Genomic DNA, 17,165 nt, shown 5'->3' on the forward strand with positions numbered 1-17,165 from the left:
TATGGCTTGAATTCTGTCGTTGATGCAGAGAGTCTTTTATGGTAATAATGAAATTCATTGTTTTTCCGTGGGGGGATGGTGTGTGTAGAGCAGATCTCCAGTAAATCGCGGGAAGATCAATAAGCTATATACTTAGGAAAATAGGATAAGCAGTGAAAAAGCGTGAAGTGAAAATATTGCCAACAAGCATTTTAGGCATATGTTTTATTTTAACAGGATGCGGTCTATCTGCTCCTACATATGGTACAGATAAGGCGGTTTCATTACAGTTTTTTGAAGATGTTGCTAACCTTGCTTCACTAACACCGACAAATGACAATAGTCAGCTTGTAATGAAGCCTCATCCGGAACTTGTGATTCCAGATCCCAGTTCTCGTAAGTTTTTGCCATTGCCACAGCATGATAGCTCTTTTGATGGAGCAGCAACAGCAAAGCAGCAATTGGGTGAAAGGAGGGGGCCTGTTCTTCTTAAGAAAGGTTCATCAGCTGACGAGCATGCTAGCACTATTGGTTCAGAAAGTATTTCACGGATGAATGCCAAACAACGGCATGAATATTTACGTCGTCAAAGAGCACGAGTCGGAAGTGCAAAATATCGTCGGTATCTCACTGAGCCGCCTTTAAGTTACCGTCAACCAGCAAAAATTGCTCCTGCTGGTCAATCAGAGATAAGGCCGAAGCGTTAAAAAAAGCGTAAGAAAAGAGGTGCTTCAAAGAGGAATTCTGATGAGAAGAAGAATTGGGGCTAGAGCATTCTAATGTTTTTAGAGAGAAGCTGGTGTTAAGAAGATGCGTTATGTTTAACACCGCTTTTGTGCAAAGAAGTCTTTAAGCAGTTGAGCAGCTTCTTTTTCCTTGAAACCAGAATAGATCTCAGGTTTGTGGTGACAAGTTGGTTGCTGATAAAAGCGAGGACCATGTTCAATAGCACCTCCTTTGGGATCACTTGTTGCGTAATAGAGACGTCGTATGCGCGCAAATGAAATGGCTGCGGCACACATAGCACAAGGTTCGAGTGTTACATACAAGTTGCAATCAGAAAGTCTTTCGCTTTGAAGTTTTTCACAAGCCATACGGATTACACGCATTTCCGCATGTCCTGTAGGGTCATATTGGGCTTTGATAGAGTTACCAGCGCGTGCAATGATTGTTTTTCCGCATGTGATAATGGCACCTACAGGGACTTCATCTTTTTTTTTCGCCTCTTGCGCTTCTAAGAGAGCTATTTCCATTGGTGTCAAAGTCATACTGTTCTTTCTACTAAACTATAGAGAGGCAAAAAAGGCTACTCTAGAGAGAAGACTGTTATAAAATGAATGAGTTGTAACCCTTTTTAATGAAGAGGCGCTACTTTTTAAATATTTAAAACAAACTTGCAAGTAAACAGGTATATTATTACTGCTAAAGGATAGAAAATGATAAATGATTATGTTACTCCCCCTTTTCAGGGTAAACGGTATGGTGCAGAAAAATGATTTGCTGAACGTACTGAAAGATATTGGTGTGAAGAGCAAATGAATGAAAATGAAAGTGAACGGATTGCTAAAAGGCTAGCGCGTGCAGGTGTTGCTTCACGTCGTGACGCAGAAATGATGATTTCTGCAGGCCGTATTGTTGTTAATGGTAAAGTGATAACAACGCCTGCTTTTAATGTTACGCGCTCTGATGTTATTAAAGTTGACGGAAAACCTTTATCTGCGACAGAAAGAACGCGATTATGGCTTTACCATAAGCCAGCAGGTCTTGTCACCACGCATCGTGATCCTGAAGGGAGACCAACAGTCTTTAGCAATTTGCCGAAAGGGATGCCTCGTGTTCTTTCTGTGGGGCGCCTTGATATTAATACAGAAGGGCTTTTGTTGTTAACCAATGACGGTGGTTTAGCACGTATATTAGAGCTTCCTATAACGGGATGGGTGCGCAAATATAGGGTGCGTGCTCATGGAAGAGTTAAACAGAGTGCACTTGATAACCTTAAAAATGGCATTGCGATTGATGGTATTTTCTATGGTTCGATTGAGGCATCGATTGAACGTGAACAAGGGACAAATCTATGGATTTCTGTAGCTTTGCGTGAAGGAAAAAATCGTGAAATAAAAAATGTTTTGGGTGCATTGGGATTATCGGTTAATCGTTTAATTCGTATCTCTTATGGTCCATTTCAGCTCTCTGACTTAGAAGAGGGAGCCGTTCGTGAAATAAAAGGGCGTATGTTACGTGAGCAATTGGGTGAACGTTTAATTATGCAAGCCAATGCAGATTTTGATTCTCCTATTCTTAAGCCATTTTCAAATTCTGCAATTGTTGCAGAAAAACAAAGTGATAAAAATCCATCTAACGCCAATGATAGCTGGATTTTTTCGAGTGGAAAAGATGTGCAACGCAGACAGCGAGGTGGTTCTGCTGAGTCTGGTCAATCACGATTTGGCACGAAAACTGATGAGAAATTTATCCGTAAGGATAAGAGTGAGCAAGAAAAGACAGAACGTATTTACCCTCGTTCGCGCCGTTCTAATGTTTGGATGGCTCCTGGTGCGCGGCCACAAAGTGCGCGTAAGAAGTCTCCATATAGTGAGAAGAGCTCTCATGATCATAAAAGCAAATTAGTTGGTCAAAGATCTTTCCATAGAGGTAAGGAAGAGGCATCAGAAGTTTCGCTGCGGGAAGAAAGAGGCACTCGTTTTGATCAAAAACGGGGTAAAAAATCTTTTGGTGAGACACGTTTTATTGGCAAGAAGGAGCGTTTTTTAAAGAAAGAAGAAAAGGTTATGAAAGGCAATAATGATGAGCGTTCGTTTGAGAGTAAACGAAGGGTCAAATCATTTGATAGTGCCGTGAAAAAATCTAAAGAATATAGCAGTGATACAAAAACAGCAAAAAAATTTGGAGGACCACGTGCGGGTCGTCGGCGGTAAATTTGCTGGGCGTGTTTTGTTCGCTCCTGTAGGGCTGTCGATTCGTCCAACCAGTGATCGTACTCGGGAAAGCATTTTCAATATTCTTACGAACCGAGAAGAGCAATTTTGGATCAATAAACGCGTTCTTGATCTTTTTGCAGGAACTGGTGCTTTAGGGATAGAGGCTCTATCACGTGGTGCAAAAGCTGCAGTTTTTGTTGAAAATTCAGTTGAAGGGCGTGGACTGCTTCAAAAGAATATTGAAGCGCTTGAATTGCAGTCTATTGGGCGTATTTTGCGTCGTGATGCAACAAAATTGGGCAATATTGGGACAATGCTTCCATTTGATGTTATTTATGCAGATCCTCCCTATGGCCATTGTTTAGGTGAGCGTGCTTTTGTGGAGGCTTTGAGGGGAGGGTGGGCAAAGGCTGATACACTCTTTGTGCTTGAAGAAAAGAAAGATGTAATTATTCATTTACCTGATATATTTTATCTCGATGATGAGCGTTTTTATGGGGAGACAGCAATACGTTTTTATAAACTACGCGCATAATTTCAGGCTTGAGAACATTCTTGTTTTTCTTCGATAGAATGAGAGAGATTAATTTTATATATCCTTTTTCATGCCACTTTTTTATGAAGAAATTACTTTATTAATTAAGCGTCGTTTTTAAAATCACTCAAAAATAAAGAAAAATTTATACGCCTATTTTTCATCACTAACGTACAATTGTTGATTTTTAATACGATACATTTAAGGATATAAGCAGTTTGAGAGATCTTCTCATGATCATAACAATATGCTAATTTCAGGCAAGCAATCGAGGCAGTATAAAAAGTGTTATTGCCCTTGCAACATTGTTGCACATGTATAAAACACTCGATAACATTATAAAAAGATACCTTCTTTAAAAGTGTTATTTCAATAGCTTTTTATACTTTTGTAAAAAAATATTTTTAAAATAAATCTGCTGTTTTTTACAGCCTTGATCTAATCTCTTGGCAAGTTTTACCAGACATAGTATTTTTTCTTATGATAATTATCTCATCTGTTTAAATTAAAAGATAAGAAACGTATAAAATTACGATTTTAAATTATTAAATCTTCTAAGGGGGAAGAAGGTATGACTTACGCAATCAACAAAACAGATATCTGCAATGCAATTCATGCTCTTCGCTTACGTCTTAAAATCCTTGACCTGATTAGCAAAGCAAAATCCGGACATATAGCTAGTAGCCTTTCCTGTATTGATTTCATTTATATTTTATACAAATACATTTTGCAAATAAATCCAAAACGTATCCATGATCCCAATCGCGATCGATATGTTCAAAGTAAGGGACATGCGGTTGAGGCATTGTATATTGTCTTATCAGAAATGGGGTATTTTAATCCTCAATTTCTGGAGACTTATCTAAAATTTGGTTCTCATTTTATAGGCCATGTAAGCAAAAAAGTTCCAGGTATTGAGCAAAGTACAGGTTCTCTTGGTCATGGCTTGTCTCTTGGGGCAGGTATGGCTCTTGCTGGGCAGCTTAATTCTCAATCCTACCGTGTTTTTGTACTTCTTGGTGATGGCGAAATGACAGAGGGATCTGTCTGGGAGGCTATACTCTTTGCAGCGCATTATAAACTCAGCAATCTTATCGCGGTTATTGATAGAAATCGGTTACAAATTACTGATACGACTGATATTTTAATGAAGACAGAGCCCTTAGCAGATAAATTTACCAGTTTTGGGTGGCATGTTATGGAAATTGATGGGCACGATATAACACAACTGAAAAAGTCCTTAAGCTCTCTTCCATCTCATAAGGATCAACCAACAGCAATACTGATGAACACCATAAAGGGGAGTGGAATTTCCATTATGGAAAACGACTTATGCTGGCACCATAAAATTCCAACAGATGAGGAATACAATATTGCTGTCAATGAAATTCAGACCAAAATTCAATTAATGGGAGGATGAGCGTGAATACTCCTCATCAAGAAACGCAGACTGCTGTGAAGTTTTCAAATCTCGAGATTGTAAATAAAACACTTATCAATATAGCACGATTTGATAAGGATGTTGTTGTTTTAACTGCTGATTCACGAATATCTGGAAAGATTGATCAATTCGCAAAGCTCTATCCGGAACGTATTATAGAAGTTGGCATTGCTGAACAAAATTTGGTAGGCGTTGCTGCGGGACTTGCCTCGTGTGGAAAAAAGCCCTTTGTTGTTTCACAAGCTTGTTTTTTGACGACGCGTGCACTTGAACAAATAAAGGTAGATGTCGCTTATTGCGAAAATTCTGTTCGATTGATTGGAATTAGTGCTGGGATTAGCTATGGACCACTTGGAGCAACACATCATGCCATTTCCGATTTTGCTTCGCTTCGCGCTATTCCTAATATACGCATTATTGCTCCTGCTGATAATAAAGAAACAGAAGCTGCAATTCTTTCTACTCTAAACGATCCTATGCCTGTTTATATCCGTTTAGGAAAGCATGCTGTTAAAAATATTCATCGTGATGCTTCAAAAATTGATATTCGTAAAGCTTCTGTTATAAGAAAAGGAAAAGATATTCTTTTTCTTGCCACTGGAGAGACCGTTCAGATTTGTCTCGATGCAGCTGAAGAGCTCCAAAAGTATAAAATTATCCCAACAGTTGTCAGTATACCAACGATTCGACCTTTGGATAAGGCATCTGTACGAGAACTATGCAAACTTCACAGATCTGTTCTTGTCTGTGAAGAACATAGTATCAATGGAGGACTTGGAGATGCAATTGCCAGATTACTTATGGAACAGAGTATTTCATGCAAATTTATATCATTGGGAATACCGGATGAATCAATCTTTAATGGAAGCCAATTAGATATTTTAGCAAATTATGGAATTAGTAAAGATAATATAACGAAAACAATATTAGCAATGAAATAAGATACAAAAAGGTTAAATCACATCTCACTATACTCGCTAGTTAAAAAACAATCACTGAGAATACGAAAAAATAAGACAAATAGGTGTTCGAAACCGCACTTTTTCTGCTTTTAATGCAAAAAAACTCTCTTTATCTAAAGAGAGTCTAATACACATTCTTCATTGTTTAAAAGTATCTATATTCACTAAACTCTCACCTGTAATGTCTTTAATCGTTTGTGCACCGGTCAATGTCATAGCAACCCGCATTTCATTTGCAAAAAGATCAAGCAAATGAGCAACACCTTTCTCACCAGCTGCTGCAAGCGCGTAAACAAAAGCACGGCCAATCATAACGGCATCCGCACCTTGAGCTATCATACGGACAACATCAAGGCCAGAACGAACACCAGAATCCACTAAAATAGTCAAATCACCTTTTACCACCTCTGCAATTTTCGGCAATGCGCGCGCTGTTGATAAAACACCATCAAGTTGGCGCCCTCCATGATTGGAAACAACAATACCATCAGCACCAAATTGTACTGCTTCTCGTGCATCTTCTGGATCAAGAATACCTTTTAAAATCATTTTTCCCTTCCAAAAATCTCGAATCCATTGCAGATCACGCCAACCAATTGATGGGTCAAAATTTGCACCAAGCCAACCAACATAATCGTCTAATGCAATCTTCTTTTGCAGATAGGTAGAAACATTTCCAAGATCATGTGGACGCCCCATAACACCAACGTTCCAAGCCCAATGAGGATGGGTAAAAGCTTGTAAAATACGGCGCAACCCAGCATAAGGCCCAGACATTCCCGAATGCGCATCACGATAACGTGCACCAGGAACCGGCATATCGACTGTAAACACTAAGGTTTGCACACCAGATGCCCAAGCACGCTCTAATACATCACGCATAAATCCACGATCTTTGAGCACATAAAGTTGAAACCAAAATGCACTTCCAACTGCCTTCTGAACTTCTGCAATGGGGCAAACTGAAACTGAGGATAGGGTAAAAGGAATACCTTTTGTAACGGCTGCACGGGCAGCTTGTATCTCACCACGGCGTGCATACATGCCCGTTAATCCAACGGGTGCAAGTATAAGCGGTAAATTAAGTGTTTGATCAAGAATCTTAGTTGAAAGATCAACTTTACCAATCTGCTTCAAAATCCTTTGACGCAGTGCAAGTGCTTGAAGATCGGTACAGTTCCGTCGTAGCGTTTCTTCAGCATAAGCACCGCCATCAATATAGTGAAAAAGGAAAGGAGGAAGCCGACGTTTTGCTGCTTTGCGGTAATCAAATGTTGAAGAAATAATCATGATGGTACCATTGTTTCTGAATGAAAAGTGAAAACACTCTAAAACCAATAAAGATTAATCCACGCGCCTCTTCATTAGAGTGCCTCTCAAATCATCGCATTCAGTAGATGCAGGTTATAAAGATTGCAACTCAAAAAAGACATTGATAAAAATAAGATCTCTCTTATCCAAATTTATAAAAACTTCATAGTGTTTATCCTCGATCAATAATTTGAGCGTTCATATGTTATGAAGAGAGCTTTTTAAAATTAAGATGCTTTTCCTTATGAACCAACTCTTTCTTTAAGAGATATTTTTCCGGTCATTTCTTGTAATTTATGAAACATGCCTCAAAAAGATTCTTTATATTTTAGTTCATTAGTAACAGAGACAATTATTGTGTTAGCACATAAAATCAAAAAGGTCTTTGTTAGAATTGAAAGCCAAGCCGTTGAATGCATCCAATAATCTTCTCATATTATAAATACTTAAAATTAAATTAAGTTTCTTCTTCATTGAAATTTATGAAAATACTTTTCATGATTCACAAGGAGCAATTTCAAAAATTTTGAATATTAATGCATATTGATAAACAAATTTCTTTTTCTATCAAGTAATTTTCTGGTTATAATTGTAAACAGAGGAAGCAACCTAAAAAAGTATCAAAATATTGTTGTGCTGTATAAAAACCATAAATTCTGTAATGACAGTAAAAGACATGGACATTTTCAGTTAAATTTTTAAATGGGGTCTATGCTAGCAACCGGTTTTGCATCCTTAATTTTAATTTGCGAAATATACAAACGAAGAGTGCAGCATATCTATGAGAAATCGAAAATGCTTTTTCTGCACGAAGTTTATCAAAACCTATGTTTCAAAATCATTTAAAATGTTTAGAAAGTTTTAATCCCTGTGCTTGGTAATGTGATCCAGTATTCTGTCCATAAAGTGTTAACGGCCGGTGAAGCATATGTTCATACACTAAGCGACCAATAATTTGACCATGCTCCAAGATAAACGGAACTTCATGGCTACGCACTTCTAAAACCGCTTTTGCTCCTTTTCCACCTACTTCCATATGTCCAAATCCTGGGTCAAAAAAGCCTGCATAATGCACCCTAAATTCACCAACTAAGGGATCAAAGGGGGTCATTTCAGCTGCATAAAGTGGAGGGACATGAACAGCTTCTCGTGAAACCAAAATATAAAATTCATTAGGATCAAGAATCAGTTCCCTTTGACCACGATCAAAGAGAGGTTCCCAAAAATCTAGAATGTTAGCAACAGCACGTTTATCAATATCAATAACACTTGTGTGACGTTTACCACGATAGCCGATAAGCCCATTTTCATCCCCCTTTAAATTAATAGAAAGCCCAATACCATTCGCACTAATATTAGGAAAATCTTCTGATATCAGCGTTTTATCTCTATGCAAAGCGTGGAGTTCAATTTCATTTAAAGAGCTGCATCCTTTACGAAACCGAAGTTGAGATAAACGTGAGCCGGTACGGACTAAAATAGGAAATGTGCGTGGACTAATTTCAAGATAAAGTGGACCATGATAGCCGGAACAAATTTTATCAAATTCTTGTGCATTATCTGTAATCACACGCGTAAAAATGTCTAATCGACCAGTAGAACTTTTAGGATTAGCAACAGCTGATAAAGCCTCTGGTAAAACCAAACTTTCTAAAAGGGGAACAATATAAACACAACTTGTTTCTAAAACTGCTCCATTTTGCAAATCAAATTCGTGCAATTTTAACCGTTCGAGTTTATCTAAAACTTTTACATTGGCTCCAGGCATAAAGGAAGCACGTATACGATAGGCTTTGCCCCCTAAACGAAGATCAAGACTTGCAGGTTGTATTTGGGTTGTCTCAAATGGACAAAGAGCTTTGAGAACTTCATTATCAATCAAAGTTTGTATATCATTATCTGCCAAAATACCGCTTATACGCGTCATAGTCTTATGCCTTCCATTTTTACTTTATTTCTTTTTGGCTCAGATGATTGATTAGTGCAAACCGTTTTGAGGTTATAAATTTCTTCTCTTTTGGTTTTGCCAATCAATTTATTGCTACAATTTATACAAGAATGTTACAAACAATAAATAGTACTTGGTACAACATTTCTTGAAAGTAAATAAGAGTTCTTTTACAAATAATATTTCTAACCCACACCCATTCTTGAATGTTGCACAAATAATGCTATCATAGCTCAGAGTTTCTATTATAGAATCCACAAGAATCCTGTTAGAATTTATTATGATCATACGCCATCTTAGCGAAAATATTATTAATCAAATTGCTGCTGGTGAAGTTATTGAACGGCCAGCAAATGTTGTCAAAGAACTTGTTGAAAATGCTATTGATGCAGGAGCAACTCGAATCGAAATTGTTACGGCAAACGGAGGAAAAAATTTTATAAAGGTAAGCGATAATGGCTATGGTATTCCGGAAGATCAGTTAACACTAGCAGTTTCTCGCCATTGTACCTCAAAAATTACTGATGACGTGCATAATATCTGCTTTCTAGGGTTTCGAGGAGAAGCTTTACCCTCGATTGGTTCAGTTGCTAAACTTAAATTAATCTCACGAACGAAAGATGCCGATAGTGCTTATGAAATTGCTGTTACAGCAGGAAAAATTATTGGGCCAAAACCAGCTTCTGGAAACGTTGGAACGATTGTTGAAGTTCGTGACCTTTTCTTTGTGACTCCAGCACGGCTAAAATTTATGAAAACTGATCGTGCTGAAGCAAATGCTATTACTGATATGATTAAGCGAATTGCGATCGCATTTCCACATATTCGCTTTTCTCTTTCAGGTTCAGACAGAACTTCTATGGAACTATCTGCTACTGAAAATAATACACGAGGACAGTTACAACGTATTACGCAGATTATGGGTAAAGAATTTGCTCCCAACAGTATTGCTCTTAATGCTGAGCGTGAAACAGTACGTTTAACGGGGTTTGCTTGTTTGCCATCCTTTAACCGTAGTAATAGCCTTCATCAATTTGCTTATGTTAATGGGCGCCCAGTACGAGATAAATTTATTTGGGGTGCAATTCGAGGAGCTTATGCTGATGTCATGACACGGGATCGTTATCCTGTCTCTATCCTTTTTATTGATTTACCACCCGCTGATGTAGATGTTAACGTTCATCCAGCTAAAGCAGATGTACGTTTCCGTGATTCAGGATTCATTCGCGGTTTAATCGTTGGAGCAATTCGTGAAGCGCTGCATCAAATTGGTGTTCGTCCTACTTCAACGCGTTCTGAAGCAATGTTAGCAGCCTTTCAAACACAACAGTCATTAAAGCCTTTTCAAAGTACTCACCAACCTTTTTCTCACAATCCGCAGCACCAGCATTTAGCATCCGCCTCAATGATTCACAAACCATTGGATATTACCAGTTCTCTTGGTTTTAAAGAAGATGCTACTCCTCTTATGGAGGGCTTAGATATACCAAGCGGTGATGCCTACATTTCTAGCCCAATACCATCATCAGAAGAATTATCTTATCCCTTAGGAGCAGCTAGGGCCCAAATCCATAAGAACTACATTATTGCTCAAACTCAAGAGAGTTTGATCATTGTCGACCAGCATGCTGCTCACGAACGATTGATTTATGAAGCGCTCAAGAATGCACTTTATTCCAAACCGCTTCCGTCACAATTGTTGCTTATCCCTGAAATTGTAGAACTCTCTGAAGAAGAAGCAACATGTCTTTTAACCCACAAAGATGCTTTGCAGAAGTTTGGTTTGGGAATAGAACCATTTGGACCTGGTGCAATCGTTGTGCGCGAAACACCTTCCATGTTAGGAGAGATCAACATACAAGCGCTCATTAAAGATCTTGCAGATGAGGCCGCTGAATATGATACAACAGATAATTTAAAAGCAATGCTTGATTATGTTGCAGCAACTATGGCTTGTCATGGCTCAATACGATCAGGGCGTCTTTTGCGCCCTGAAGAAATGAATGCACTGTTACGACAAATAGAAGCAACCCCTAATACAGGAACGTGCAATCACGGTCGTCCTACTTATATTGAACTTAAATTGGCTGATATAGAGAGACTTTTTGGTAGAAAATAAATTTTTATTTATTGCTTTTTAGCAAGAAAGAAATATTTTTAAATTCACTCTCGACTTTATAAGGTATTCTATGGCACTTTTCCTCAGTTATTTCTCATACAAACAGGAAGGGATTAGAAAGAATGTTTTCCAATGATGAACGTGAAGCAAAAATTCATTATACCAATAATGGATATAAAATCATAGAATATGGAACTTATACCCGTTGTGCTGTAAGCGGACAAAAAATCCCTATAGATGATTTAAAATATTGGAATCATCAGCGTCAAGAAGCATATGCGAGTTGTGAAATTTCCTATCATCGCGAGCTTGAATGTAATCCATATCTCAGCCAATTGTTAAAAGCACAGAAAAAATAACCAGTTGAAAACTATAAATTCAGTCTTTTCTTTCAAAAATGCAAATTAAAGGGGATGTTTACGCTTTCTAAAACGGGTTATGACCTCTTCAAGCAGCATACGGCAAAAATCTTTTTGAGAAAAATTGACTTTGACATCAAAGATAATAAGATTTTTTAAATCTTTTTGTGCACTGTTTGTTTGTATACGGACATAATCCTTAGCTGTTGTAGCGAGCCATAAGTTTTGCATTTTAGCTTTTTGTGCAAGATTCTTTAAATCTGCGTCGGTAAAAAAATAGTGGTCAGGGTAAGAGTAAGTTTGCTTCACATGACCAGACAGTTCTTTAATGGATTGAAAAAATTTATCTGGATTGCCAATACCTGCAAATGCCAAAAATGATTTTCCTGAAACCTCACCAGACGCTAATGATTTAAGGTGCGCATGATGCAAAGTTTTCCCCGCACGAGTGACTAAAAAAGCAACCTTATCATGTGTATCAGAGTGTCCAATCAATAAAACACTGTCTGTTAAAGAAAGTTGTGTTTTTAACGATACACGCAAGGGTCCTGCTGGAAAAACAGCTCCATTACCAAAACCACGCATTGCATCTACAACGAGTAATGCGTAGTCCATGTAAAGACGGCGGCTTTGAAATCCATCATCCATTAAAATAAGATTACATCCTTCTTGCTTGAGTCGTTGTGCTGCCGCATAACGATCAACTGATATAGCAACAAAAGCATGCTTTACAAGTAACAGAGCTTCGTCTCCAACATTGCGTGCATTATCATCTTTCTCATTTACAAGATGTACTCCCTTAAATGCTCCTCCATAACCCCGTGATACAACACCAGGCATGAAACCAAGCTCTTTAGCAGCTTTTGCAAAAGCAATGACAACAGGGGTTTTACCAGTACCACCACATGTAAAATTGCCAATACATAGAACTGGAAGATCGATAATAGGGGGTTGTTGTGCTATACGGCGCTGTGAACAATAGCCATATATCCAAGAAATCGGAGCTAATAAAAGACGTAAAAAGCTTTTTTCTTTCCACCAAAAATGAGGTGTCTTAATGCGCATGCTTCCCCTGATATTGATTTAAACCTGTTTGTATTACAAGAGGTTGTAAAAATGGCTCAAGAAGCTTTAATGTTCGCTCAAGTGCACCCGTCATACCGGTTGCTACTTCATAGGCTTTATCAACCATTTCTTGTCGCAATACCTCATTTGTTAAAAGTTTATATACCTGAATAGCAAGCTGTTTTGTGTCTTGAATCTTATATGCTGCATCATGCGTTAAAAATTGTTCAAACATTTCTTGAAAATTTGAAACATGAGGTCCAGTTAAAATAGCCGAACCAAGCAAAGCTAATTCCAATGGATTGTGTCCACCATCTTCACATAATGACTTTCCGATGAAAGAAACTTTCGATAAGCGAAGGAAAAGTCCCATTTCTCCAATCGTATCTCCCCAAAAAATGTCTGTATTTGCATCTGGAACAGCATTGCTACTTCTACGGATAAAACGCAAGCTTTTATTGTCACATCTTCGAAAAAGATCTTCTAAACGCTCAGGATGACGAGGTACAATGATTGTCAATAAATCTGGCAAATAATTTTTAAGAATCTCATGAACCTCAAAAGCAATTTCTTCTTCCCCTTCATGGGTTGAAACAGCTGCCCAAACTGGACGATTGCCAATGGCACTACGATAATATGTGAGTAAATCTTGATCTTCAAGCGGTAAAACATCAGCCTTAAGATTACCAGAAAACGCTACAGATTTTACTCCAAGTGCTTGATAATAAACGACATCTCTTTCGTTTTGGCTAATAGCTAAGTCGATATGCTTAAAAATATGTCTGGCAAGAACAGGTCGTTTTTGCCAAGCTTTGAAAGAATGTTCAGACATACGAGCATTAACTAAAATTTGTGGAATATGCTTTTTGGCAAGTTCTTTAATACGAAGAGGCCAAATCTCCGATTCACAAACTAATGCTAAATCAGGCTTCCAATGACTAATAAAACGACGCACAGCCAAATCTAAATCCAACGGAGCGTATTGATGAATGAGCCGATTACCAAACTGCTTTTTTACAAGAGAAGAAGATGTTACAGTGCCTGTTGTTAATAATATATTGATTTTCAATGATAAAATATAATTAATAAGTGGGAAAAGTGCAAGAGTTTCTCCAACGCTAGCCGCATGCAACCAAATTAATGGACTTTGAGGACGGACTTTATGGCTTTTACCTAAACGCTCTTTTTTGCGACCCCATTCTTCTTTTTTACGTATAGCGCGAAGAAGCAAATAGAAAGGTACAATGGGGCGTAAACAAAAGCCAATCATTCGATAGATTAAAAGAGCCGTACGTGCCTTTAGTTCCATCATTAAAACCACCTCATTCACCTAGTTTAAGACGTTTATAAGCTTTTTTCTATTAAACGATTCTTCCCTCTGTTTATTGCATCAATTTTTTCCAACAAGTAGCGAAATACTAATACTTTTCACATTTTAGGTAACAAAAACGCTTTATTCATGAGAATAATTTGAAAAGCAGAAACGTAATTTTATTCCGTGCTTTTTCAAGAATCTTCCCTCATGAAAATGCATGTACACAAAGTATGATAGGACAGGTAAATAATTTGGCTAATAAAATAATCTTTTTTCTAGTTTTATAGGATTTATATCCACAATTACGGTATCTTTTATCAGACTTAAGAGCGCTGTAAGCATGAACACTCTCACCCCCATCTTTATAAGGAGGCATTTTATTTTATATGATCAAATTATGAATAAATTTAATCTTTCACTTTTTTACAAAGGGCACATTCATCTCTAAATTTACAAAAGAAAATTATCCAAATCGCGCTTTTATGAGTAAATATCGATTTATTCATAAAAAGCATCTTAAAATACACTGCTTCTTTTTCTGATTTTTTTACGCATCACTCATTTCATTATCAAGAAAGCGATGCAAATCTACAATATAATAACGCTGTAATGCATTATCTACACTGCTTTGTGCTTTCGCTTGCCATGCTTCTTGAGCGGATTGATAATCTGGAAAAATACCAACGACATCTAAATCATCAAGGTTCTTAAATTGATTGCTATTAAGGTTTTTCAATTCTCCACCAAATACAAGATGCAAACATTGTTTTTTTTCGTTGTCTTCAGTCATATGTGCCTCCATATCATTAAGAAATTTTAGCGTATTTTTATCTGTGATTAAACTAACTTTGCTTTATGAACAACATCTATCATATCCTGACAGCAATTATTTTTCCCCGCAATTAAAAGTCCATAGTGGTGAGGTTCAATTCCGTAGGATATGAAAGATGCATCAAGCGATAGGAAACATCCTCCGCATTCTTGTAAAATAAGATCTGCCGCGGCAATATCCCATGCATGACAATTCGGACGAACTAATACGATATCGATTTCATTTTGAGCAATAAGAGCAATACGATATGCGAGAGAAGGAATGTGACGATAAAGACTGACTGTATTGAGAAAATCATCTGGCAATTTTTGAGCGAGCGATTTATCAAGTGAGATTTTATATTTGCGATTAATCTGAGATGCCAAAAGGGGAAGCTTTATACCATTTAACGTCGCCCCTTCACCAATAACAGCGGCATACACATCTCCCTGTGCGGCACATTGCAAGACACCAACGATAGGACGTCCGTTCTCAATAATGGCAACTGAAACACACCAATAGGTGCTACCAGAAAGAAAACCACGAGTCCCATCAATAGGATCAACCACAAAGTAGCGCGCGTAAGCTCCTTGCCCTCGATCATCTTTTGTTTCTTCTGAAATCCAACCATAATGTGGACGTGCTTCAAGAAGTCTTTCTTTCAAAAAGCGATCAACGGCAAAATCTGCTTCACTGACTGGTGAATTACCTTCTTTTCTCCAAACGTTCAACGTACACCCAAAATACCTCATTGCTAAATCCCCTGCTTTTCGACAAACATCAAGCAAAAGGTTTAAATCAGAAGAATGATGCGTGTTATATTCCTGCAAGGGTCATCCCTTCAATTAATAATGTTGGAGCTGCTGTACCATAACGCCGATCAATATCGTTTGCAGGCGTTAAATGCGCTAACATATGAAGCAAATCAGACCCTAGTGTTACTTCACTCACTGGATAAGTGATTTCACCATTTTCAATCCAAAAACCAGAAGCACCCCGACTATACTGACCTGTAACAAAATCAATACCATGTCCGAATAATTCTGTAACATAAAAACCACGTCGTAAATTTTTTATCATATCGTGAGGCGATACTAAACTCGGTTCAATAGAAAAATTGGTACTTGCAGGCTGGACCAATGAGGCTGAACGCACGCCACGACCATTGGTTTTAAGACCTAGTTCACGCGCTGTAGATGATGAAAGAAGCCAGTTTTTTAAAATACCATTTTCAATAATATTTAATGTTTGTCCCTCTACGCCTTCTCCATCGAAAGGACGAGAAGCATTTCCACGCAATCGCAAAGGTTGATCTTTCACATGCACATTCGGTTTCATCACCGCTTTTCCCAAGAGATTTTGTAAAAGACTCGTTTTGCGAGCCACGGACGCTCCATTCACCATAGATGCAATATGTCCAGCAATTCCACGAGCTGTACGCGGATCAAAGATAACATCTACCCTCCCTGTCGAAGCACGAACTGCTCCTAAACGTCGAACAGCTCTCATTCCTGCATTTTTTCCCACAATTTCTGCGGCCTCTAAATCAGAAAAATGTAAGGCTGTTGTATAATCATAATCGCGCTCCATCGCTGTACCCTCACCAGCTACAGTACTACAAGAACGTGAAAAACAACTGGATTGATAAGCTCCACAAAAACCATTGCTAGTCACAAGAACAAATCCACTACGACCATAAGCTGTCGCAGCTCCACCAGAATTGCTTACTCCTTTAACATCAAGCGCTGCTGCCTCTGTTTTTAAAGCATCTTCTGTTAAGAAATGACTATGTGGAACAAAATCATCAAAAAGATCAAGATCTTTAGGATATTTAACCAGAGAATCTTTATCTGCCAAACCTTCAAATAAACTGTCAGGAGAAGCTTTTGCCATTGCAACAGCACGTTCTGCAAGTCCTTGCGGATAAGCCGCTAAATTAGCAGAAACACTTGCTACTTTTTTGCCAACAAAAACTCTTAATGTAAAATCATTGCTTTCTGAAGCTTCTGTTGATTCAACTTTCCCAAAACGGACTGATACACCGCTAGAATATGTATGAACAACAACAGCATCAGCAGCATCTGCTCCAGAACGCTTTGCTGCTTCAACCAACAAAGCAGCTTTATCAATCTGGTTTTTGTCTGTCATCATAGACTCCCTTAATATATTCTTATATGGGTAAGCAATTGGGCGAATTTATATAAAAACGCAATTCTTGTATGCTCATCAATAAAATTGTGTATCATTCATGCCTTGTTTTTCTTGTAACAAATCGAGCATTTTTCTTGTTAGCTTCTTTTTAAAAACACAATAAGTCTTAAAACCTCGTTAGTTTCAATCTTTTTAATTCTCTTTTGTGATCTAAAAAAATCAAATTCACG

Annotated in this window: 15 protein-coding genes; 7 read left to right on the forward strand and 8 right to left on the reverse strand. The window is 37.9% G+C overall.

Features of this window, described 5'->3' with window-relative positions; translation table 11 throughout:
- The first annotated feature begins 152 nt into the window (after positions 1-152).
- Entirely contained in the window at positions 153-686 is a 534-nt protein-coding gene (locus tag AC0QT4_RS02390; RefSeq protein ID WP_473200132.1) for a hypothetical protein, read from the forward strand.
- A gap of 114 nt (positions 687-800) precedes the next feature.
- On the opposite strand, the gene AC0QT4_RS02395 is transcribed toward AC0QT4_RS02390, so the two are convergent.
- Positions 801-1,247, reverse strand: a complete 447-nt coding sequence (locus tag AC0QT4_RS02395; RefSeq protein WP_473200133.1) for a nucleoside deaminase — start codon at positions 1,245-1,247, stop codon at positions 801-803.
- Positions 1,248-1,514: 267 nt separating this feature from the next.
- Between AC0QT4_RS02395 and AC0QT4_RS02400 the strand changes: the two genes are divergently transcribed.
- From AC0QT4_RS02400 to AC0QT4_RS02415, 4 genes are all read left to right on the forward strand, one after another.
- Positions 1,515-2,915 (forward strand): pseudouridine synthase, encoded by a 1,401-nt coding sequence (locus AC0QT4_RS02400; RefSeq protein ID WP_473200134.1) that lies wholly within the window; start codon positions 1,515-1,517, stop codon positions 2,913-2,915.
- Positions 2,896-3,453, forward strand: coding sequence for a 16S rRNA (guanine(966)-N(2))-methyltransferase RsmD (rsmD, locus tag AC0QT4_RS02405; protein WP_473200135.1), 558 nt, complete (start codon positions 2,896-2,898; stop codon positions 3,451-3,453). Before AC0QT4_RS02400 ends, rsmD begins: the two co-directional genes overlap by 20 nt.
- Positions 3,454-4,024: 571 nt before the next feature.
- Entirely contained in the window at positions 4,025-4,873 is an 849-nt protein-coding gene (locus AC0QT4_RS02410; RefSeq protein ID WP_473200136.1) for a transketolase, read from the forward strand.
- Complete coding sequence (locus tag AC0QT4_RS02415) at positions 4,870-5,835, forward strand: transketolase family protein (protein ID WP_473200137.1); 966 nt, start codon at positions 4,870-4,872, stop codon at positions 5,833-5,835. Before AC0QT4_RS02410 ends, AC0QT4_RS02415 begins: the two co-directional genes overlap by 4 nt.
- A 159-nt stretch (positions 5,836-5,994) precedes the next feature.
- Here the strand turns inward: AC0QT4_RS02415 and lldD are convergent, their stop codons facing one another.
- Together lldD and AC0QT4_RS02425 are read right to left on the reverse strand one after the other, a co-directional pair.
- On the reverse strand, positions 5,995-7,146 hold the full coding sequence (gene lldD / locus AC0QT4_RS02420; protein WP_473200138.1) for an FMN-dependent L-lactate dehydrogenase LldD: 1,152 nt from the start codon (positions 7,144-7,146) through the stop codon (positions 5,995-5,997).
- A gap of 859 nt (positions 7,147-8,005) precedes the next feature.
- Positions 8,006-9,094, reverse strand: coding sequence for a 2'-deoxycytidine 5'-triphosphate deaminase (locus tag AC0QT4_RS02425; protein ID WP_473200139.1), 1,089 nt, complete (start codon positions 9,092-9,094; stop codon positions 8,006-8,008).
- Between the two features lie 301 nt (positions 9,095-9,395).
- Here AC0QT4_RS02425 and mutL point away from each other — a divergent pair, with 301 nt between their 5' ends.
- Positions 9,396-11,234 (forward strand): DNA mismatch repair endonuclease MutL, encoded by a 1,839-nt coding sequence (mutL, locus tag AC0QT4_RS02430; protein WP_473200140.1) that lies wholly within the window; start codon positions 9,396-9,398, stop codon positions 11,232-11,234.
- A gap of 122 nt (positions 11,235-11,356) precedes the next feature.
- Complete coding sequence (locus tag AC0QT4_RS02435) at positions 11,357-11,593, forward strand: DUF2093 domain-containing protein (protein ID WP_473200141.1); 237 nt, start codon at positions 11,357-11,359, stop codon at positions 11,591-11,593.
- Between the two features lie 45 nt (positions 11,594-11,638).
- Here the strand turns inward: AC0QT4_RS02435 and lpxK are convergent, their stop codons facing one another.
- The 5 genes from lpxK to AC0QT4_RS02460 form a co-directional block, all read right to left on the reverse strand.
- Positions 11,639-12,658, reverse strand: coding sequence for a tetraacyldisaccharide 4'-kinase (gene lpxK, locus AC0QT4_RS02440; RefSeq protein ID WP_473200142.1), 1,020 nt, complete (start codon positions 12,656-12,658; stop codon positions 11,639-11,641).
- Positions 12,648-13,970 carry a lipid IV(A) 3-deoxy-D-manno-octulosonic acid transferase gene (gene waaA, locus AC0QT4_RS02445; RefSeq protein ID WP_473200143.1) on the reverse strand — a complete coding sequence of 441 codons (1,323 nt, stop codon included), beginning with the start codon at positions 13,968-13,970 and terminating at the stop codon, positions 12,648-12,650. Before waaA ends, lpxK begins: the two co-directional genes overlap by 11 nt.
- A 550-nt stretch (positions 13,971-14,520) precedes the next feature.
- Positions 14,521-14,763 carry a DUF4170 domain-containing protein gene (locus AC0QT4_RS02450; protein ID WP_473200144.1) on the reverse strand — a complete coding sequence of 81 codons (243 nt, stop codon included), beginning with the start codon at positions 14,761-14,763 and terminating at the stop codon, positions 14,521-14,523.
- Positions 14,764-14,810: 47 nt separating this feature from the next.
- The gene (locus tag AC0QT4_RS02455) at positions 14,811-15,614 is read right to left on the reverse strand and encodes a 3'(2'),5'-bisphosphate nucleotidase CysQ (protein ID WP_473200145.1); all 804 of its coding nucleotides are present in this window, start codon (positions 15,612-15,614) and stop codon (positions 14,811-14,813) included.
- The gene (locus tag AC0QT4_RS02460) at positions 15,601-16,932 is read right to left on the reverse strand and encodes a TldD/PmbA family protein (RefSeq protein ID WP_473200233.1); all 1,332 of its coding nucleotides are present in this window, start codon (positions 16,930-16,932) and stop codon (positions 15,601-15,603) included. The genes AC0QT4_RS02455 and AC0QT4_RS02460 overlap by 14 nt, the downstream gene beginning before the upstream one ends.
- Positions 16,933-17,165 lie beyond the last annotated feature (233 nt).

It is taken from the genome of Bartonella sp. EBT8, from assembly GCF_055796165.1.

Coding starts and splice junctions, on each gene's coding strand:
- AC0QT4_RS02395 (WP_473200133.1), bottom strand. CDS start 1,247: ATGACTTTGACACCAATGGAAATAGCTCTCTTAGAAGCGCAAGAGGCG.
- AC0QT4_RS02400 (WP_473200134.1), top strand. CDS start 1,515: ATGAATGAAAATGAAAGTGAACGGATTGCTAAAAGGCTAGCGCGTGCA.
- AC0QT4_RS02410 (WP_473200136.1), top strand. CDS start 4,025: ATGACTTACGCAATCAACAAAACAGATATCTGCAATGCAATTCATGCT.
- AC0QT4_RS02415 (WP_473200137.1), top strand. CDS start 4,870: ATGAGCGTGAATACTCCTCATCAAGAAACGCAGACTGCTGTGAAGTTT.
- lldD (WP_473200138.1), bottom strand. CDS start 7,146: ATGATTATTTCTTCAACATTTGATTACCGCAAAGCAGCAAAACGTCGG.
- AC0QT4_RS02425 (WP_473200139.1), bottom strand. CDS start 9,094: ATGACGCGTATAAGCGGTATTTTGGCAGATAATGATATACAAACTTTG.
- mutL (WP_473200140.1), top strand. CDS start 9,396: ATGATCATACGCCATCTTAGCGAAAATATTATTAATCAAATTGCTGCT.
- AC0QT4_RS02435 (WP_473200141.1), top strand. CDS start 11,357: ATGTTTTCCAATGATGAACGTGAAGCAAAAATTCATTATACCAATAAT.
- lpxK (WP_473200142.1), bottom strand. CDS start 12,658: ATGCGCATTAAGACACCTCATTTTTGGTGGAAAGAAAAAAGCTTTTTA.
- waaA (WP_473200143.1), bottom strand. CDS start 13,970: ATGATGGAACTAAAGGCACGTACGGCTCTTTTAATCTATCGAATGATT.
- AC0QT4_RS02450 (WP_473200144.1), bottom strand. CDS start 14,763: ATGACTGAAGACAACGAAAAAAAACAATGTTTGCATCTTGTATTTGGT.
- AC0QT4_RS02460 (WP_473200233.1), bottom strand. CDS start 16,932: ATGACAGACAAAAACCAGATTGATAAAGCTGCTTTGTTGGTTGAAGCA.